Annotated in this window: 16 protein-coding genes; 6 read left to right on the forward strand and 10 right to left on the reverse strand. The window is 62.1% G+C overall.

Annotated features, from left to right (window positions below):
- Positions 1–164 precede the first annotated feature (164 nt).
- On the reverse strand, positions 165–1,091 hold the full coding sequence (locus DMX12_RS21430; protein WP_029887598.1) for a LysR substrate-binding domain-containing protein: 927 nt from the start codon (positions 1,089–1,091) through the stop codon (positions 165–167).
- Between the two features lie 153 nt (positions 1,092–1,244).
- On the opposite strand from DMX12_RS21430, the gene DMX12_RS21435 reads away from it, so the two are divergent.
- Positions 1,245–2,633 carry a NorM family multidrug efflux MATE transporter gene (locus DMX12_RS21435; RefSeq protein WP_029887599.1) on the forward strand — a complete coding sequence of 463 codons (1,389 nt, stop codon included), beginning with the start codon at positions 1,245–1,247 and terminating at the stop codon, positions 2,631–2,633.
- A gap of 84 nt (positions 2,634–2,717) precedes the next feature.
- On the opposite strand, the gene DMX12_RS21440 is transcribed toward DMX12_RS21435, so the two are convergent.
- Positions 2,718–4,277, reverse strand: a complete 1,560-nt coding sequence (locus DMX12_RS21440) for a putative bifunctional diguanylate cyclase/phosphodiesterase (protein ID WP_371928282.1) — start codon at positions 4,275–4,277, stop codon at positions 2,718–2,720.
- 405 nt (positions 4,278–4,682) lie between these two features.
- Here DMX12_RS21440 and rep point away from each other — a divergent pair, with 405 nt between their 5' ends.
- A complete protein-coding gene (gene rep / locus DMX12_RS21445; protein WP_029887601.1) occupies positions 4,683–6,692 on the forward strand; it encodes a DNA helicase Rep in 2,010 nt (669 codons plus the stop codon).
- Between the two features lie 64 nt (positions 6,693–6,756).
- A complete protein-coding gene (locus tag DMX12_RS21450; RefSeq protein ID WP_009683322.1) occupies positions 6,757–7,329 on the forward strand; it encodes a xanthine phosphoribosyltransferase in 573 nt (190 codons plus the stop codon).
- A 457-nt stretch (positions 7,330–7,786) separates the two neighbouring features.
- Here DMX12_RS21450 and DMX12_RS21455 read toward each other — a convergent pair whose 3' ends face one another.
- The 6 genes from DMX12_RS21455 to dadA form a co-directional block, all read right to left on the reverse strand.
- The gene (locus DMX12_RS21455; RefSeq protein ID WP_110679405.1) at positions 7,787–9,643 is read right to left on the reverse strand and encodes an acetyl-CoA hydrolase/transferase C-terminal domain-containing protein; all 1,857 of its coding nucleotides are present in this window, start codon (positions 9,641–9,643) and stop codon (positions 7,787–7,789) included.
- A gap of 150 nt (positions 9,644–9,793) precedes the next feature.
- A complete protein-coding gene (locus DMX12_RS21460; RefSeq protein WP_110679406.1) occupies positions 9,794–10,642 on the reverse strand; it encodes an RHS repeat-associated core domain-containing protein in 849 nt (282 codons plus the stop codon).
- A gap of 196 nt (positions 10,643–10,838) precedes the next feature.
- The gene (locus DMX12_RS21465) at positions 10,839–11,243 is read right to left on the reverse strand and encodes a cytochrome c5 family protein (RefSeq protein ID WP_033690433.1); all 405 of its coding nucleotides are present in this window, start codon (positions 11,241–11,243) and stop codon (positions 10,839–10,841) included.
- 154 nt (positions 11,244–11,397) lie between these two features.
- A complete protein-coding gene (locus tag DMX12_RS21470) occupies positions 11,398–11,946 on the reverse strand; it encodes a cupin domain-containing protein (RefSeq protein WP_110679407.1) in 549 nt (182 codons plus the stop codon).
- 109 nt (positions 11,947–12,055) lie between these two features.
- Positions 12,056–13,129 carry an alanine racemase gene (alr, locus tag DMX12_RS21475; protein ID WP_110679408.1) on the reverse strand — a complete coding sequence of 358 codons (1,074 nt, stop codon included), beginning with the start codon at positions 13,127–13,129 and terminating at the stop codon, positions 12,056–12,058.
- A 298-nt stretch (positions 13,130–13,427) separates the two neighbouring features.
- On the reverse strand, positions 13,428–14,819 hold the full coding sequence (gene dadA, locus DMX12_RS21485; protein ID WP_346268016.1) for a D-amino acid dehydrogenase: 1,392 nt from the start codon (positions 14,817–14,819) through the stop codon (positions 13,428–13,430).
- Between the two features lie 69 nt (positions 14,820–14,888).
- Between dadA and dadR the strand changes: the two genes are divergently transcribed.
- Positions 14,889–15,377: a transcriptional regulator DadR gene (gene dadR, locus DMX12_RS21490; protein ID WP_003258963.1), complete on the forward strand. Its 489-nt coding sequence runs from the start codon at positions 14,889–14,891 to the stop codon at positions 15,375–15,377.
- 2 nt (positions 15,378–15,379) lie between these two features.
- Here dadR and DMX12_RS21495 read toward each other — a convergent pair whose 3' ends face one another.
- Positions 15,380–15,733: a YkgJ family cysteine cluster protein gene (locus DMX12_RS21495; RefSeq protein WP_009682925.1), complete on the reverse strand. Its 354-nt coding sequence runs from the start codon at positions 15,731–15,733 to the stop codon at positions 15,380–15,382.
- Between the two features lie 129 nt (positions 15,734–15,862).
- Between DMX12_RS21495 and DMX12_RS21500 the strand changes: the two genes are divergently transcribed.
- Together DMX12_RS21500 and DMX12_RS21505 are read left to right on the forward strand one after the other, a co-directional pair.
- Entirely contained in the window at positions 15,863–16,843 is a 981-nt protein-coding gene (locus tag DMX12_RS21500; protein WP_110679411.1) for an RHS repeat-associated core domain-containing protein, read from the forward strand.
- Between the two features lie 78 nt (positions 16,844–16,921).
- Positions 16,922–18,214 carry an FAD-binding oxidoreductase gene (locus DMX12_RS21505; protein ID WP_110679412.1) on the forward strand — a complete coding sequence of 431 codons (1,293 nt, stop codon included), beginning with the start codon at positions 16,922–16,924 and terminating at the stop codon, positions 18,212–18,214.
- Positions 18,215–18,461: 247 nt separating this feature from the next.
- Here DMX12_RS21505 and DMX12_RS21515 read toward each other — a convergent pair whose 3' ends face one another.
- Positions 18,462–18,692, reverse strand: coding sequence for a DUF1127 domain-containing protein (locus DMX12_RS21515; RefSeq protein ID WP_029885735.1), 231 nt, complete (start codon positions 18,690–18,692; stop codon positions 18,462–18,464).
- Between the last annotated feature and the right edge of the window lie 104 nt (positions 18,693–18,796).

Raw genomic sequence — 18,796 nt, forward strand, 5'->3', positions numbered from 1 at the left:
ATAATTGGCCCGAAACAAACGTAGGAGCGAGCGCAGCTCGCGATTGCGCCGCGCGGGCGGCGCTCGCTCTAACAGGCGCTGCCATACCTTGTGGCAAACACCTGTCAGCCCTAAGGCGACCCCTGTGGGAGCTGGCTTGCCGGCGACAAGGCCAGTGCAAGCCATCAAAGGGGCGGGAGAATTTCCACATCCGGGAGATCCATGGCCGCTACCTCCTGTTCCAGAAACGCACTCAACCGGCGCAACCGCTCGCCCCCGCGCCGGGTACGCGGCCACACCAGGTAGTAATCCATGCCACTGGGCACCGCCGTTGGCCAGGGCAGGCTCAGGCGCTTCTGCGCCACGTCCTCGGCCACCATCAGCAAGTCGCCGATGGAGATGCCGTAGCCACGCGCTGCGGCAATCATGCTCAGCTCCAGCGTGTCGAAAACCTGCCCACCCTTGAGCGATACCTTGCCAGCGAGACCCATGCGCTGCAGCCAGTCACGCCAGTCGCGCTTGTCCACCGTGGGGTGCAGCAGCTCGATACCGGCCAGCCGGGACACGCCCCAGGGCTTTTCGCCAAGCAGGTCCGGTGCGCCGACCGGAATCAACAACTCCGGGAACAGCTTGCGTACCTCCCAGTCTGCCGGGAACACTCCATCGCTGAGCAACACGGCACAATCGAACGGTTCCTGGTTGAAGTCCACATGGTCCACATCCATCCAGGCGCTGGTCAGTTGTACCTCGTTACCGGGTTGCAGGTGGCGAAACCGGCTCAGGCAGGCCAGCAGCCACCGCATGGTCAGGGTCGAAGGTGCTTTCATGCGCAGGATGTCATCTTCACCACACAGGGTTTCACAGGCACGGGCGAACGCGGCAAAGCCTTCGCGCACCCCCGGCAGCAATACCCGCCCTGCTTCGGTCAGTTGCAGGTTGCGGCCACTGCGCACGAACAGGCGGCAGGCGAAATGCTCTTCCAGGGTACGGATATGCCGGCTGATGGCACTTTGCGTGATCGACAGCTCTTCGCCCGCGCGGGTGAACGAACTGAGCCGCGCGGCGGCCTCGAATGCGCGCAAAGCATACAGCGGAGGTAGCTGGCGCGACATGAGGCACCTGCAATCTAGGGACAGAGGCGAATTATCCGAAACTTGCAGGCATGAGTTCAACTCATGCCAACCATCGCTTTTATCCTTTTGTGCAAAGTTGACCAAAGCCTCAGAATCGCGCTTCGTTGATCACCTCAGGAACAAGGACAGCCCATGCACGTCGCGCCCACTACAGAACTCAAGGCTTTACTGCGCCTGGCCGGGCCGCTGATCGCCTCGCAGCTGGCGCACATGCTGATGGTGCTGACCGACACCCTGATGATGGCCCGCATCAGCCCGCAGGCCTTGGCCGGCGGTGGCTTGGGTGCCGCCAGCTATTCCTTCGTGTCGATTTTCTGCCTGGGGGTGATCGCCGCAGTGGGTACCCTGGTGGCGATTCGCAAGGGCGCCAACGACATCGAAGGGGCCACCCGCCTGGCTCAGAACGGCCTGTGGCTGGCCTGGGGCCTGGCGCTGTTCGCCGCGCTGGTGCTGTGGAACCTTGAGCCGGTACTGCTGCTGTTCGGGCAACAGCCCGAGAACGTGGCCTCGGCTGCCCAGTTTCTGACCCTGCTGCCGCTGGCGTTGCCCGGTTACCTGACCTTCATGGCCTTGCGCGGGTTCACCAGTGCCCTTGGCCGTTCGACCCCGGTGATGGTCATCAGCCTGGTCGGCACGGTGCTGAACTACCTGCTCAACGTGGCGCTGATCGAGGGCATGTTCGGCCTGCCCAGGCTCGGGCTGATGGGTATCGGCCTGGTCACTGCGGTGGTGTCGATGGGCATGGCCATTGCCCTGTCGTTGTACATCCGCTGGCACCCGGCCTATGCCGCCTACCCGCTGCGCAAGGGCCTGTCGCGCCCATCGCTGCACGCCCTGCGTGAGCTGTGGCGGCTGGGCCTGCCGATTGGCGGCACCTACATGGTGGAAGTGGGCCTGTTCGCCTTTGCCGCGTTGTGCATGGGGGTGCTGGGCAGCACCGAACTGGCGGCCCACCAGATCGCCCTACAGATCGTGTCCACGGCATTCATGGTGCCGACAGGGCTCTCCTATGCGGTAACCATGCGCGTGGGCTTGTACTACGGCGCCGGCAACCTGCTGGCGGCGCGCAGCGCGGGGCGCGTGGGCATCGGCTTCGGGGCAACCGTGATGTTTGCCTTTGCCGCGCTGTTTTTGCTGTTGCCCGAGGCGCTGGTGAGCCTGTTCATAGACCGTAATGACCCGGGCTTTGCCGCCATCTACCAACTGGCGGTGCACTTGTTGATGGTGGCCGCCTGGTTCGAGTTGTTCGATGGCATGCAGACCATCGCCATGGGCTCCATACGCGGCCTGAAAGATGCCAAGACCACCTTCCTGATCGGGCTGTGCTGCTATTGGCTGGTAGGGGCGCCGAGCGCCTGGCTGTTCGCGTTCAACCTGGGCGGCGGGGCGGTCGGGATCTGGTGGGGGTTGGCGCTGGGGCTGGCGTGCGCGGCGGTGGCGCTGACCTTTGGTTTTGAGTGGCGGATGAAGCGGTTGTTGCGCAAAGCTGGGATTGGTGGAGAAGCTACCGCCTCGGCCTGACTTCAGGGCCTATTCGCGGGCACGCCCGCTCCCACAGGTACAGGGCGCGGCCCCTGTGGGAGTGGGCGTGCCCGCGGAAGGGCCCTAAAGGACAACCCCCAACTGACGGTCAGGCGCCTGCAGCAAAAACTCCATCAACTCCCCCACCGGCAGTGGCTTGCTGACCAGAAAACCTTGCACCTGGTCACAACCAAACCCGCGCAGCAGCTCCAGTTGCTCATCACTCTCCACCCCTTCAGCCACCACCTCAAGGTTAAGGTTGTGCGCCAGGTTGATCATGGCGTGCACCAGCTTGCGGTTTTCCTCGCGCATTTCCATCTCGGCCACGAAACTGCGGTCCACCTTGAGCAAGGTGATCGGCAGGCTGTTCAGGTGGACGAACGACGAAAAACCGGTGCCAAAGTCATCCAGCGAGAAGCGCACGCCCAGCCGGCCCAGCGCATCCATGGTCTGGCGTACCAGCTCGTTGCGGCGCATGACCGCCGTTTCGGTCAGTTCGAATTCCAGCCAGCGAGCATCCACCCCGTGCTCGAGGATCAGCCGGCTCAAGGTGGCCAGCAGCTGGCTATCCTGGAACTGGCGGAAGCTCAGGTTGACCGCCATGTGCAGCGGCTCCAGGCCGCGTTCGCACAACGCCTGCATGTCGCGCAGCGCACGGGAAATCACCCAGTAGCCCAATGGCACGATCAGGCCGCTTTGCTCCGCCAGCGGCACGAACTCGCAGGGCGGTAGCAGCCCCCGGTCCGAGTGCCGCCAGCGCACCAGCGCCTCGAGCCCCACGATGCGCCCATCGGCCAGGTTCAGCCGGGGTTGATAGTGCAGTTCCAGTTCATTCCGGCGCAGGGCGCGGCGCAGTTCGCTTTCCAGGTCGGCCAGGCTGCGGGCATTACGGTTGATGCGCTCGTTGAACACATGGAAGGTGCAGCCCTGGCTACCCTTGGCCTGGCGCATGGCGATGTGCGCGTGCCACATCAGCGGGTCGGCGCCGCCCTGGGCACGGGCATGCGCCAGGCCCAGGCTGCAGCCCAACAGCAAGCTTTCGCCATCGATCCAATAGGGCTCGGCCAGGGCCTCGACGATGCGTTCGGCAATCCATTCGGCCCGGTTCGGGTCGCGGCGCGTGTCGATCAGCAGCGCGAATTCGTCGCTGCCCAGGCGCGCCAACTGGTCCCCTGCCTCCAGTTGGTGTTTCAACCGGGCCACAACCTGCAGAATCAGGCGGTCACCGCTCTGGTGGCCAAGGGCGTCGTTGACGTGGCGGAAGTTGTCCAGGTCGAGGTGGCCGAGGGCAACGCCCCGGCCTTCGTTTTCAGCCAGCCGTGCCGTGAGCAAGGCCTGGAAGCCCTGGCGGTTGGCGATACCGGTCAGTGGGTCTTGCTCGGCAAGGCGCTGCAAGGTGGCCACCAGCACACCGCGTTCGCGCACATGCCGCAGCGAGCGGCGCAGGCTATCGGTGCTGAGCTGTTGGCGCACCAGCCAGTCGCTGACGCCGCTGGGGGCCACCGCGGGCTCGTCGTCCAGCAGCAGGATGGTCGGCAGCTCACAGCGCCCCGGCGCTGGTTGCAGTGCCGCAGTCGCCAGGACCACGGCTTGCCGGTCATGGCTGAAAAGGCTGTCGACGGCCTCCCAGTCAGGCGCCGTCAACAGCACTGCAGTGCCGCCCAACCCCTGCACGGACTCGCGCAGCAGCACGGCCCATTCCGGCTCATCAGCCAACAGCAGCAAACGCAGAGGTTCGACAGGCGTGGACAAGCGGGCTCCTTAGGGCTTCACGGCACAACGAGAGAAGATGAATATGCTACTGCATTGATGAAAATGATTTTCAATTTTATACATACACCGGACTCTGCGGCGACCCGACGTATTTTGTCGTGCATCCTGCGCGAAATCAGGCCCGTTCGGCAAATACGATTTTTCCAGTGCCTGGCATTAGCCTGACTAATACAGGGCGCCAATAAAAGTCTGACTCAGACGTCAGACGGTCACGCCACAACGGCCCCATGCCTGTTAGAATGCGCGGCTATTTTCTGGCGACCCCCGGTTTCTAGCATGTCCCGACTCAATCCCCGGCAGCAGGAAGCCCGTGACTATGTCGGCGGCCCTCTTTTGGTGCTCGCCGGTGCAGGCTCGGGCAAGACCAGCGTGATCACGCGCAAGATTGCCCACCTGATCCAGAACTGCGGCATTCGTGCCCAGTACATCGTGGCGATGACCTTTACCAACAAGGCCGCGCGCGAGATGAAGGAGCGGGTTGGCACCTTGCTGCGCCCGGGGGAAGGTCGCGGCCTGACGGTGTGTACCTTCCACAACCTGGGCCTGAACATCATCCGCAAGGAACACGAGCGGCTGGGCTACAAGCCGGGCTTCTCGATCTTCGACGAGTCCGACATCAAGGCGTTGCTGTCGGACATCATGCAGAAGGAATACTCAGGCGACGACGGCATCGACGAGATCAAGAACATGATCGGTGCCTGGAAGAACGACCTGATCCTGCCGCCAGAAGCCCTGGAAAAGGCGCGCAACCCGCGCGAGCAGACCGCCGCCATCGTCTACACCCACTACCAACGCACGCTCAAGGCGTTCAACGCAGTGGACTTCGACGACCTGATCCTGCAGCCGGTGAAGCTGTTCCAGGAACACCCCGAGGTGCTGGAGCGCTGGCAGAACCGCGTGCGCTACCTGCTGGTGGACGAGTACCAGGACACCAATGCCAGCCAGTACCTGCTGGTGAAGATGCTGATCGGCATGCGCAACCAGTTCACCGTGGTGGGCGACGACGACCAGTCCATCTATGCCTGGCGCGGTGCCCGCCCCGAGAACCTGATGCTGCTCAAGGAGGACTACCCCTCCCTGAAGATCGTCATGCTCGAACAGAACTACCGCTCCACCAGCCGGATCCTGCGCTGTGCCAACGTGCTGATCGCCAACAACCCGCACGCGTTCGAAAAACAGCTGTGGAGCGAGATGGGTGTAGGCGACGAGATCCGCGTGATCCGCTGCAAGAACGAGGAAGCCGAGGCCGAACGGGTGGCCATGGAGATCCTCACCTTGCACCTGCGCACCAACCGCCCGTACAGCGACTTTGCCATCCTCTACCGCGGCAACTACCAGGCCAAGCTGATCGAGCTGAAACTGCAGCACCACCAGGTGCCGTATCGCCTGTCGGGCGGCAACAGCTTCTTCGGCCGCCAGGAGGTCAAGGACCTGATGGCCTACCTGCGCCTGCTGGTGAACCCGGACGACGACAACGCCTACCTGCGGGTGATCAACGTGCCGCGCCGCGAGATCGGCTCCACCACCCTGGAAAAGCTCGGCAACTATTCCACCGAGCGCGGCATTTCCATGTACGCCGCCAGCGACGAGCTGGGCCTGGGTGAACACCTGGACGCCCGCTATACCGAGCGTTTGCAGCGCTTCAAGCACTGGCTGGACGGGGTACGCCAGAAGGTCGCCCTGGAAGACCCGATTGCCGCGCTGCACGAGATGATCCGCGACATCGACTACGAAAACTGGATCCGCCAGCAGACCGCCAGCGACAAGGCCGCCGATTTCCGCATCAGCAACGTCTGGTTCCTGGTGGACGCACTGAAAAACACCCTCGAAAAGGATGAAGAGGGTGACATGACCATCGAGGACGCCATCGGCAAGCTGGTGCTGCGCGACATGCTCGAGCGCCAGCAGGAAGAAGAAGAGAACGCCGAAGGGGTGCAGATGATGACCCTGCATGCCTCCAAAGGCCTGGAGTTCCCTTACGTGTTCATCATGGGCATGGAAGAGGAAATCCTCCCGCACCGCTCCAGCATCGAGGCCGACACCATCGAAGAAGAGCGCCGCCTGGCCTATGTGGGCATCACCCGCGCCCGCCAGACCCTGGCCTTTACCTTCGCCGCCAAGCGCAAACAGTACGGTGAAATCATCGACTGTACGCCCAGCCGGTTCCTCGACGAATTGCCACCCGACGACCTGGCCTGGGAAGGTCTGGACGACGCCCCGGTCGAGGTGAAGGCGGCACGCGGCAACAACGCCCTGGCCGACATCCGGGCAATGCTCAAACGCTGATCAACCATTACTCTTTAATATTGCCGCCTCCAGCGGCCACCTTTGTTACATCGAGGAAATCACAGTGGAAGCACTGCATCAGAAGATTCGCGAAGAAGGCATCGTGCTTTCCGATCAGGTCCTCAAAGTGGACGCGTTTCTCAACCACCAGATCGACCCGGCGCTGATGCAGCTGATCGGTGACGAGTTCGCCCGCCTGTTCGCCGATGCTGGCGTGACCAAGATCGTCACCATCGAAGCCTCGGGTATTGCCCCGGCAGTGATGACCGGCCTGAAGCTGGGCGTACCGGTGATCTTCGCCCGCAAGCACCAGTCGCTGACCCTGACCGAAAACCTGCTGACCGCCTCGGTGTATTCCTTCACCAAGCAGACCGAGAACACCGTGGCCATCTCGCCGCGCCACCTCAACAGCAGCGACCGCGTGCTGGTGATCGACGACTTCCTGGCCAACGGCAAGGCGTCGCAGGCACTGATCTCGATCATCAAGCAGGCCGGCGCCACCGTGGCCGGCCTGGGTATCGTCATCGAGAAGTCGTTCCAGGGCGGCCGCGCCGAACTGGACAGCCAGGGCTACCGCGTTGAATCGCTGGCCCGGGTGAAGTCGCTGGAAGGTGGTGTGGTCACTTTCATCGAGTAAGCCTGTACCGGCCTCATCGCCGGCAAGCCAGCTCCCACATGGACCTCACAGGCCCCAAGCCTTGTGCAGTACCTGTGGGAGATTCTATGGTTCCTGGCAAGGGTAGCCGGAGCATCTTCAGCGCCTGTGAGATCGAGCGCCGCCCGCGCGGCGCATCGCGAGCTGCGCTCGCTCCTACGTTTGTTTCGGGCCAATTATTCCTGTGGGATTTGCGCGCGAACGCCTTGGTGCATGCCTCAATATCGCGCCGTACAAACAAGGCGACCGCGCGCGCCTGTCACAGGCGTTACTGGCCCGAAACAAACGTAGGAGCGAGCGCAGCTCGCGATGCGCCGCGCGGGCGGCGCTCGCTCTAACAGGCGCTGCATACCTTGTGGCAAACACCTGTCAGCCCTAAGCCGATCCCTGTGGGAGCTGGCTTGCCGGCGATGGGCTGCAAAGCAGCCCCGGCAATTCATCAGGTAGCCGCCAACCCCGCCAGCAACAGCCGCTGATAAAGTTCTTCCTTCAACCCCTGCGGAGCATCCAGCCCCATCCGCTCCAGATGCTGCTCATACCCCTCCGGCCCCGGCGCATCCAGCGCGGCCTTGCCCAGCTCCAGCACCTCGCTCAACTTGAACTTGCTCTTCAACCAGTTCAGCGCCCGCAACAGGTCCTGCTCTTCGGCAGTGAAGTCCGTACCCAGCGGATACTCGGGGAACAACCGTGCATGCTGCGCCCTTACCGCCTCAAGGCGTTGCGGGGTGTTGTCGGCAAAGCGCGCGTCCAGCTCAAAGCCCTTGTGCAGCTTGCCGGCACTCTTGGCCTGCTCGATCAGCCCCTGCTGGAACCGTGAATCGCTTACCGCCAGCAACCGTGCAATCACTTCGCTGTCGGTCTGCCCACGCAGGTCGGCGATGCCGTATTCGGTCACCACGATATCGCGCAGGTGTCGGGGGATGGTGCAGTGGCCGTACGCCCAGAAAATGTTCGACGTCACCTCGCCGCCCGCCTCACGCCAACTGCGCAACAGCAGGATCGAGCGCCCACCCTCCAGCGCATGGCCTTGGGCAACGAAGTTGTATTGCCCACCGACACCACTGAGCACTCGGCCATCTTCCAGCTGGTCGGCCACCCCGGCACCCAGCAGGGTCATGCCGAATGCGGTGTTGATGAAGCGCGCATCGCGGCGCTGGCGGCGCTTGAGTTCCTCTTGCCCGTAGAGTTCGTTGATGAAGCTGATACGGGTCATGACGAACTGTGCACGCTGCTCCAGCGGCATCTCGCGCAAGCGCTGATAGAACGCCTGCGGGCCAAGGAAGAAGCCACCGTGCAACAACGCGCCCTGCTCATCCGCCGGGCGTCGCAACAAGCCTGCCTCGGCCAGCACCAGCAGGCCGTTGACGAACATCTCACTGCAGCCGTAGAGGCCTTGAGCGAAGGTATCCAGCCCCCCTTCCCGTTCGATCAGCGCCTGCCAGGGGCCGACATCGAGTGCATCAAGCACCGCGCGGTAGCCGGCGTTGTCGCCCTGGCGCGCCAGCAATGCCGCGGCGACCGCATCGCCCATGGCACCAATACCGATCTGCAGCGTGCCGCCGTCGCGCACCAGGCTGCTGGCATGCAGGCCAATGCAGTGGTCCTGAATGCCGACCGGCATGTTCGGTGTGGAAAACAGCCGGCGTTGTTCGGCCTCGTCGAGCAACAGGTCGAACGCGTCGATCGGCAGCTCGGCATCGCCAGGCATGTAAGGCAGCTCGGCGTGCACCTGCCCCAGCATGAGGATGGTTTCACCGGCAGCGCGGCGTTTGGCGACCATGGGCAGCAGGTCGAGGGTGATGTCGGGGTTGCAGGCCAGGCTCAGGTGCACGGGCTTTTCGGGCGTGGCAGCCACCAGTTGGGCGATCAGGTTCAGGCCCTTGGCGTTGATATCCCGCGCGGCGTGGCTGTAATTGCTGCTGACGTAGTCCTGCTGCGCCGATTCGCTGTGCAGCAAGCTGCCCGGCTGCATGAAGAACTGCTCGACGCGGATGTTGGCGGGCAATGTGTCGTTGCGCAGGTCGTTGAGGTAGGTGAGTTCTTCGTAGTCGGCGAACACGCGCTCGACGAAAGGCTCCAGAAAGCGCCGCTGCAACCCGTCGCCCAGTGCCGGCCGGCCCAGGGACAGGGCGGTGTAGATGGTCAGCCGCCGTTCGGGCAGTTCGCGCACGCGGGCGTAGAGGGCGTTGACGAAGGCGTTGGGCTTGCCCAGGCCCAGCGGCAGGCCCATGTGGATATGGGCTGGCAGCCGGGACAAGACCTGCTCGACAGCCTGGTCGATGGAGCAGAGGTGCATCTGGGCCTCCTGAAACATCCATGGGTTCAGGAGTTGGACATGGATTCTGAAGGTTGGTTGCCGGGCCTTTATCGGCTAGGCACCACCTCACAAACGTCGCATTTCCATGCAGCACAAAGGTCTCAGGGTCCGATTGGCCAAACTTGCTAGTCAGAATGTGTCGCCGTTGAGTTGATGGAGAAGCCTAAGCGGCATTCTAACTTCTGACCGCACAATAATATTGCTGAACGTAGGCGGCCTAATCAGCAGAATGTCAGGACTCGGACGATCAAATTGCACGCCCACTCTCCACCGCTCAACTCCTCTTCCGTACACCGCAAAAATCCGTCCATCCTTTCCAGCATACTTGTTAGCGTGCCTATAATTTGTCGATGCATAGAGCCCTTTGCCTAAAAGATCGCGCTTCAAAAGGCTTGCATTCACCCCAGCCTCCAACGACTGCTTATGCTTATTCTGGCTACCATGAAAGCCAATCAAATCATAATCATCTGGCACTCTGTCAGTTTTATTGACAACGTTGATTCTGTATTCATCTGGTATATTGCGGTAACTAATGAAATGCGCTTCGGTCTCCGCTGATGCGAGCTGGTTTACAATGGGAGGCAAGTTCAGTTTTTTGGGGCTGAGACGTCTGTAGAGTTTAACGAAAGACCTAGCAACCGAATTTTCACCACTGGGATCATGTCGGTTTATGGGATCTCCAAGGCAGTACGCGTACGAATTCAATCCGCCAGTTGCGAAGGGACTCATCCTGTCCGGGCTAATGAACCGCATCAATGATGTGCTGAATGATCGATGGCCATTGCCCAGTGGATAGTGACCGGAAGCAGGATCCAGGCGGTCACCATTGAAGCCGAGCAGACTCGGGGTGGTCGTTTGGTAGCCGTAAGGCGTATACCCCAGACCTTGATGAGAGCTGCCGGTAATCAGCCTTGCCGATTGCCTTAGACTGGCGGTGTTTTGTTCCGAACAGTTTCCGCCCTCTGGAACCGAATCCATTGCTCCATACCCACCACCTTAAGATGCTCCAGTATTCGGCGGAAAATCCGTAGATACAACTGGTAGAAAAGCTAGTTGTACAGAATCTGTCTCAATGTCGTCACGGCGTTGATTGGTTGCCGCGAGCGGGCCGGTAAAGACGCCACAAAAACAAAGCCCGCCATCAATGGCGGGCCTGGTGAAATACAGCTGCAGCTCACAGCCCGGACATCTTCTTGATCGCCCCTTTCAGGTCGTCGTCCGAGCAGTCCGCGCATGTACCTTTCGGTGGCATGGCGTTGATGCCGGTAATGGCCTTGGCCAGGATGCCATCCAGGCCGCCCTGGTGGTCGGCTCGCTCCTTCCAGGCCGCGGTATCACCCACCTTGGGCGCGCCGAGCAGGCCGCTGCCATGGCAGGCATTGCAGTGCTTGGCAATGATCTCGTCCGGGGTCTTGGCACCACCGCCACCCGCGGTCGCCGCCACTTCCATGCCTTTGCACTCCTGGCCCTGCACACAGACCTGGCCAACGGGTTCCAGGCGCTTGGCAATGTCGTCATTGGTCGCAGCGGTTGCGCTCATTGCCCAGAGGGCGAATACGGCTGCTGGTACGGCCAGCATCTTCTTGATTTGGTTCACGCGAACACCCTCATGGTGGCTAATCACGCCCGCGGCCACGAAACAGCGAGCGCTGAAAAGTATAGCGGCAACCTGAAGGCGGTGAAACGACCCTACACGGGAAAGGGGTATTGCCGAATCAATGCACTGCGCTGGATCAAAAGTTTGAGGGCGTAGCGGCACTGATCAGCCGTGCAGGCTGGTCGAACGGGTTGCGAAAGCGGTGCGGGCGGGTGCTTTCGAAGTAGTAGCTGTCGCCTTCCTCGAGGATGAAGACCTCGTTGCCGACCACCAGCTCAAGGCGGCCTTCGAGCAGAATGCCGGTTTCCTCACCGTCATGGGTCAGCATTTCGGCACCGGTGTCGGCGCCCGGCGGGTAGACCTCGGTCAGGAAGGCAATGGCGCGGTTGGGGTGCGACTTGCCGACCAGCTTCATGGTTACCGCACCGTCCGAGATATCGATCAGCTCGTGGGCTTTGTAGACGATTTGCGCAGGGCTCTGCGCCTCCAGTTCGACCGAAAAGAATTCGACCATGGACATGGGAATGCCGCTCAGCACCTTGCGCAACGAGCTGATGGAGGGGCTTACGCTGTTCTTCTCGATCATCGAGATGGTGCTGTTGGTCACCCCGGCGCGCTTGGCGAGTTCGCGCTGGGACAGGCCCTTGAGCTTGCGGATGGCTTGCAGTCGTTCGCCGACGTCCAAAGCTGGAGCCTCCTGAAACGGTAGAAAGGGGGGGTGGATGTGAACGATATCATGGCAATGCCGTTCAGTATTTACAACACACCGCCCTCAACCTGTCCGCATCAGCGTGTCATTCGCCGACATAGTCCAGGGGGACCCGTTTCAGGTTGCAGAAGATCTGGTAAGGAATGGTGCCAGCCTGTGCCGCCACTTCACTGGCCAGTACCTGCTTGCCCCACAGTTCGACCGGGCTACCCACCGTGGCGTCGGGCACATCGGTGAGGTCGATGCTGAGCATGTCCATCGACACCCGGCCGATCAACGGGGCGCGCTTGCCAGCAACCAGCACCGGCGTGCCATTGGGCGCCTGGCGCGGGTAGCCATCGGCGTACCCCATGGCCACCACGCCAACACGGGTCGGCCGCGGGCTGACGAACTTGGCACCGTAGCCCACCGGTTGGCCGGCGGGCAACTCACGCACGCTGATCACCCGCGATTGCAGGGTCATCACCGGCTGCAGGCGCGCAGCTTCGGCCTGGGCCACCTCGAAGGGCGTGGCGCCATACAGCATGAGGCCTGGGCGCACCCAGTCGCTGGGCGCTTGCGGCCAGCCCAGCACGCCGGGGGAGTTGCGCAGGCTGCACTCGGCGGCAAGGCCCTGGCGTGCAGCTTCGAACACGGCGATCTGCTGCGCGGTGGCTTCAGCATCCAGTTCGTCGGCACGGGCGAAGTGGCTCATCAGTACAATCCGCGCGACCTTGCCACTGGCCAGCAGGCGCTGGTAGGCCTCGTGGTAATCCTTGGGGTGCAAGCCCACCCGGTGCATGCCGCTGTCCAGCTTCAGCCAGACACTTAGCGGCTTGCGCAGTTGCGCCTTCTCGATCGCCTCCAGTTGCCACAGCGAGTGCACCACGCACCACAGATCGTGCTCGGCGATCATTGCCAGCTCGCTGGCTTCGAAAAAGCCTTCCAGCAGCAGCACCGGGGCCTTGATACCGGCACCGCGCAGTTCCAGCGCCTCTTCGATACAGGCCACGGCAAAGCCATCGGCTTCGGCCTCCAGGGCCAGGGCACAGCGCACGGCACCGTGGCCGTAGGCATCGGCCTTGATCACGGCAAGGGCTTTGGCACCGGTCAGTTCACGGGCCAGACGGTAGTTGTGGCGCAGGGCTTGGAGGTCGATCAGGGCGCGGGCGGGACGCATGGCGGCTGCCTTATGGTGGTTCAATTAGAAATCGGTGTTGGATTTTTCGCCGGCAAGCCAGCTCCCACAGGACTCTCGCAGGGCCTGAGAACTGTGGAGATCCTGTGGGAGGCATCGGCCTGGAGGTCGATCAGAGCGCGGGCGGGTCGCATGGCGGGTGCCTTATGGTGGTTCGGGTTGAAATCGGTGTTGGATTCATCGCCGGCAAGCCAGCTCCCACAGGACTCTCACAGGGCCTGAGAACTGCGGAGGTCCTGTGGGAGCTGGCTTGCCGGCGATGAGGCCGGTACAGGCGACCTTACTGCTGGTGAGCCGGCGCAGCATGCCCGTGCTTGGCCACTTCCCGGCTGTTGCCATACCGGGAAATGTCCAGGCCCTCGGCGCTGATCTGCGGCTTCTTGCGCGCGATCAGGTCTGCCAGCAGGCGCCCGGAGCCGCACGCCATGGTCCAGCCCAGGGTGCCGTGACCGGTATTGAGGAACAGGTTGCGGAACGCCGTGGCACCGACAATCGGTGTACCGTCCGGGGTGGCCGGACGCAGACCGGTCCAGAAACTAGCCTGGCTCAGATCACCGCCGCGAGGATAAAGGTCGTTGACGATCATCTCCAGTGTTTCACGCCGACGCGGGTTGAGCGACAGGTCAAAACCGGCAATCTCAGCCATGCCGCCAACGCGGATACGGTTGTCGAAACGGGTGATCGCAACCTTGTAGGTCTCGTCGAGAATGGTCGAGGTCGGCGCCATGTCGCCATTGGTGATCGGGACTGTCAGCGAGTAGCCCTTCAGCGGATAGACCGGGGCTTTGATCCCCAGCGGCTTGAGCATGTGTGGCGAATAGCTGCCCAGCGCCAGCACATAGCGGTCGGCGGTTTCCAGCTTGCCGTCGATCCACACGCCATTGATGCGGTCGCCGGCGAAGTCCAGGCGCTGGATGTCCCGGCCGAAGCGGAACTCCACGCCCAGCTTCAGCGCCATGTCGGCCAGCTTGGTGGTGAACAGCTGGCAGTCGCCGGTCTGGTCGTTGGGCAGGCGCAGGGCGCCAGCGAGAATGTCTTTCACACCGGCCAGGGCCGGCTCGACGCGGGCAATGCCATCGCGGTCCAGCAATTCGTACGGTACGCCAGACTGCTCAAGCACGGCGATATCCTTGGCCGCAGCATCGACCTGGGCCTGGGTACGGAACAGCTGGGTGGTGCCCAGGCTGCGGTTTTCGTAATTGATGCCGGTTTCGGCGCGCAGCTCGTCGAGGCAGTCACGGCTGTACTCGGACAGGCGCACCATGCGCTCCTTGTTCACCGCATAACGGCTGGCGGTGCAGTTGCGCAGCATCTGGGCCATCCACAGGTACTGGTCAACGTCTCCGGTGAGCTTGATTGCCAAGGGTGCATGGCGCTCCATAAGCCATTTGATGGCCTTCAGCGGCACACCCGGGGCGGCCCAGGGCGAGGCATAGCCGGGCGAGATCTGGCCGGCGTTGGCGAAGCTGGTTTCCATGGCCACCGCCGGCTGGCGGTCGACCACCGTCACTTCGAAACCTTGCCGGGCCAGGTAGTAGGCACTGGCGGTTCCAATCACACCGCTACCAAGTACCAGAACTCGCATCGTTGTATCCCTCACACGCGGCACGCCGCAGACTTTTATGGAAATGGCATGGATGGGCGCAGTATAGAAATTCGCGGGCAGTGCAATTCACTATATAAAAGCCTATTATTGGCGAGAATTCTCGGCATAATCGCCTTTCACGGAGGGGCATCCCCTATGAGAACCCAGCACCAGAGCAAGCGTGAACTGGACAAGATCGACCGCAACATTCTGCGTATCCTGCAGAATGACGGGCGTATTTCCTTCACCGAACTGGGCGAGAAAGTCGGGCTGTCCACCACCCCTTGCACCGAGCGGGTTCGCCGCCTTGAGCGCGAGGGCATCATCATGGGCTACAACGCCCGCCTGAACCCGCAGCACCTCAAGGGTAGCCTGCTGGTGTTCGTGGAAATCAGCCTGGACTACAAGTCGGGTGACACCTTCGAAGAGTTCCGCCGCGCGGTGCTGAAGCTGCCGCACGTGCTGGAATGCCACCTGGTTTCCGGTGACTTCGACTACCTGGTGAAAGCGCGCATTTCCGAGATGGCCTCGTACCGCAAGCTGCTCGGCGACATCCTGCTGAAGCTGCCGCACGTGCGCGAGTCGAAGAGCTACATCGTGATGGAAGAGGTGAAGGAGAGCCTCTGCCTGCCGATTCCGGACTGACGCTAGACCAACACCTGGCGGGTGCTGGCGATGAACTGGTGAACGAGCTGCTCGGCGCCAGGGTCGATCATCGGCTCAGGGCCCCGGCCACGGGGGCAGGCCATGCGCGGGGTGGTGCCGAACAAGCGGCAGATCATCGGCCGTTCTTCATACACCGTGCAGCCGTTGGGGCCCAGGTGCACACAGTCCAGGCGCGCCAGGGCGGCATCCTGCTCGGCCTGGGACTTGCGCGGCAGGCGGGCCATTTCTTCGGCCGAAGTGGTGACCGGGCCGCAGCAGTCGTGGCAGCCGGGTTCGCACTCGAAGGCAGGGATGAGTTCGCGCAGGAAGTGGATCTTGTGGCGGTTGCAGGACATGGCTGAATATTTGCGTAACGCTTGTGCTGGATGGAAGCAGTGGACCTGCTAATTTTGGCAGTTGTGGGTAAGCCTAATCATTCTACAAACTGACGAGACATCCCCCTTCAGCTAAGCGAGCCCCATCTGATGAAGAACCACATTCTGTTCTTTTACAGCGGACTCAAGCTTACCGTGCTGAAAAGCTCTCGGGAAACACAACGCATCTTCCGGGCATCAGATTTCTCCCTCGCCGAAATTAAGCCCACAGTCACCAATCTGCAAGCTGTTGATCATCGGAAAACACCTTTGATGGGAAACTCGGATGGTGTGGGTCGACCATTCAGCTTTACTCCTTTTGGCCATATCTTCGCTAACTGCTCAACAAACATTGGCTTCACCGGGGAACGTTTGGATCTTGCCAGTGGATGCTATCCGCTCGGCGCCGGTCGCCGCAGCTATAGCCCTGTGTTGATGCGCTTCCTTAGCGGTGACTCACAGAGCCCGTTCTTCAAAGGTGGGACCAATGCTTATGCCTATTGTTTGAACGACCCCATCAACTACACCGACCCGTCGGGGTGCACTGGAGAGTTCATGAACCGGATCAGGTCAAAAGTCCTGCGCCGCCGCCATCACCGGACACCGGCTACTCCGCCTCCCTACTCACCAACCCCTCCCGGCGTGCCAGCTCAACCGCTTGGGGCCGCAAACAATGAACAAGCTCCTCCTTCCTACTTTGGCTGGGGGGAAGCTCCCCCCCTGTACGATCAAAATGCGCCGCCCATCAACAGCAACAATCGATCACGGCCATACAGCAGTACACCGCAGCCAAGGGAGTCGGTTCTGGAACTGCGTGAAGGCCAACTGATAATGGTCAACTCACTCGCCGAGATTACTCAGGCAAAGTCGCTAGCCAATGACCCAGCGCTTTCAGCGACTATCCGCCTCAATGCGTCAAACACGCTGATACGCATGAGTCTTAACAAACTGCCCACACAAACCGACAGCGGAATACTTTCCGCAATCCGCACCGCTCATCAGCTATACGACATTCGTGGTGCCGGCACTATGGATGCGCCTGAGCCAACGCAGGCCTTTGCCTTGCCGGTTGAGAGCACCAGACGCCCCTGAATGGGCCGTTTGGTTGCCCCCTTCTTGATCCCGAGCTTATCCTCCATTTTTGGCCGATAACAACTCAGGACCTACCCAATGATCCACAGCGCGCAGCACGCAGCCTCCTATTACGCCGCCAGCAGCGCGCCACACCCCGACCACGCCTACCTGCAAGGCGAACACAACGCTGACGTGTGCATCATCGGCGGCGGCTACTCGGGCCTGAACACCGCCATCGAGCTGGCCGAGCGTGGCTTCTCGGTCATCCTGCTGGAAGCGCGCAAACTCGGCTGGGGCGCCAGTGGGCGCAACGGCGGCCAGCTGATTCGCGGGGTCGGCCATGGTCTGGAGCAGTTTCTGCCGGTGATTGGCGAGGACGGCGTGCGCAGCATGAAGCTGATGGGCCTGGAGGCCGTGCAGATTGTGCGCGAGCGGGTCGAGCGGCATGCCATTGCCTGCGACCTGACCTGGGGCTACTGCGACCTGGCCAACAAACCCGCCGAGCTGCTGGGCTTTGCCGAAGACGCCGAAGAGCTGCGTAGCCTCGGCTACCCACACGAGCTGCGCCTGGTCGGCAAGGACGATATCCACAGCGTGGTCGGCGCCGACTGCTATGTGGGTGGGCTGATCGACATGGGCTCCGGGCACCTGCACCCGCTCAACCTGGCCCTGGGCGAAGCGGCCGTGGCCGCGCGCCTGGGGGTAAAGCTGTTCGAGCAGTCCGAAGTTACCCGCATCGACTACGGCACATCAGTGCAAGTGCATACCGCCCAAGGCCGGGTGCGCGCCAAGACCCTGGTGCTGTGCTGCAACGCCTACCACAACAACCTCAACCGCGAACTGGGCGGCAAGGTGCTGCCAGCGGGCAGCTACATCATCGCCACCGAGCCGCTGGGCGAGGAACGCGCCCGCAGGCTGCTGCCGCAGAACATGGCAGTGTGCGACCAACGGGTAGCCCTGGATTACTATCGCCTCTCAGCCGACAACCGGCTGCTGTTCGGCGGCGCCTGCCACTACTCGGGCCGAGACCCGAAGGACATCGCCGCCTACATGCGGCCGAAGATGCTCAAGGTGTTCCCCGAGTTGGCCAACGTACGCATCGATTACCAGTGGGGTGGCATGATCGGCATCGGCGCCAACCGCCTGCCGCAGGTCGGCCGGCTGGGCAGCCAGCCGAACGTGTATTACGCCCAGGCCTACTCGGGCCATGGGCTCAACGCCACCCACCTGGCCGCGCGCCTGCTGGGCGAAGCCATCAGCGGCCAGGAAAGCGGGCGCTTCGACCTTTTCAACAAGGTGCCGCACATCACCTTCCCTGGCGGCCAGCACCTGCGCTCGCCACTGCTGGCGCTGGGGATGCTGTGGCATCGCCTCAAAGAGCTGGCCTGAAAGGCCCCATCCTGGTGGCAGCAACTGTCTTGCTTAAAATCTAAAGCTGACTAGCCCCCCTGTGGGAGCGGGCGTGCCCGCCAAGCCAACCCCGTGGTGGATGGCACGGGCTTCGCCCGTGTTCGCGGGCAAGCCCGCTCCCACATGGATCGCGCCAGCTTTTTGAAATTGAGCAAGACAGTTGCTCCCACAGGTTCGGTGCAAGTTTCAAGTCTGGGGCACAACAGGCCCTCCAGCGACCATCGTGTCAGTCCTTCCAGAAGGGTTTGCGGCCTTCGAGCCGCGCCTGCTCCCAGCTCAGCCCAACATCGCGCAGCTCGGCATCGGTCAACTGCAACAGCGCCCTGCGGGTACGCCAGCGGTGCAGCATCAGGCCCCAGCGCCCCAACCCCTGCGGCGCGTTGAATACCTTGGCCTGCTGCTCGGTTTCCAGTTCCTTGGCCAACAGCTGCAAGCGCACATCGCTCATGCCCCCCATCACCGCACCCTCCCCGTTCAGTCGATACCGTAGGGAAAGCATGCGCGAGGGCGATACCGGCAATACAGATCCAAAACAGCCTTATTATTCCCATACAGCATTGG

Origin of the sequence: Pseudomonas sp. MB-090624 (genome assembly GCF_003205245.1) — a bacterium.
Lineage (GTDB): Bacteria > Pseudomonadota > Gammaproteobacteria > Pseudomonadales > Pseudomonadaceae > Aquipseudomonas > Aquipseudomonas juntendi.

Excerpts from the sequence above, each read along its gene's own strand:
- DMX12_RS21430 (WP_029887598.1), bottom strand. The coding sequence starts at position 1,091 with ATGTCGCGCCAGCTACCTCCGCTGTATGCTTTGCGCGCATTCGAGGCC.
- DMX12_RS21435 (WP_029887599.1), top strand. The coding sequence starts at position 1,245 with ATGCACGTCGCGCCCACTACAGAACTCAAGGCTTTACTGCGCCTGGCC.
- rep (WP_029887601.1), top strand. The coding sequence starts at position 4,683 with ATGTCCCGACTCAATCCCCGGCAGCAGGAAGCCCGTGACTATGTCGGC.
- DMX12_RS21455 (WP_110679405.1), bottom strand. The coding sequence starts at position 9,643 with ATGCACCTCTGCTCCATCGACCAGGCTGTCGAGCAGGTCTTGTCCCGG.
- DMX12_RS21460 (WP_110679406.1), bottom strand. The coding sequence starts at position 10,642 with ATGGATTCGGTTCCAGAGGGCGGAAACTGTTCGGAACAAAACACCGCC.
- DMX12_RS21465 (WP_033690433.1), bottom strand. The coding sequence starts at position 11,243 with ATGCTGGCCGTACCAGCAGCCGTATTCGCCCTCTGGGCAATGAGCGCA.
- alr (WP_110679408.1), bottom strand. The coding sequence starts at position 13,129 with ATGCGTCCCGCCCGCGCCCTGATCGACCTCCAAGCCCTGCGCCACAAC.
- dadR (WP_003258963.1), top strand. The coding sequence starts at position 14,889 with ATGAGAACCCAGCACCAGAGCAAGCGTGAACTGGACAAGATCGACCGC.
- DMX12_RS21495 (WP_009682925.1), bottom strand. The coding sequence starts at position 15,733 with ATGTCCTGCAACCGCCACAAGATCCACTTCCTGCGCGAACTCATCCCT.
- DMX12_RS21500 (WP_110679411.1), top strand. The coding sequence starts at position 15,863 with ATGAAGAACCACATTCTGTTCTTTTACAGCGGACTCAAGCTTACCGTG.
- DMX12_RS21505 (WP_110679412.1), top strand. The coding sequence starts at position 16,922 with ATGATCCACAGCGCGCAGCACGCAGCCTCCTATTACGCCGCCAGCAGC.
- DMX12_RS21515 (WP_029885735.1), bottom strand. The coding sequence starts at position 18,692 with ATGGGGGGCATGAGCGATGTGCGCTTGCAGCTGTTGGCCAAGGAACTG.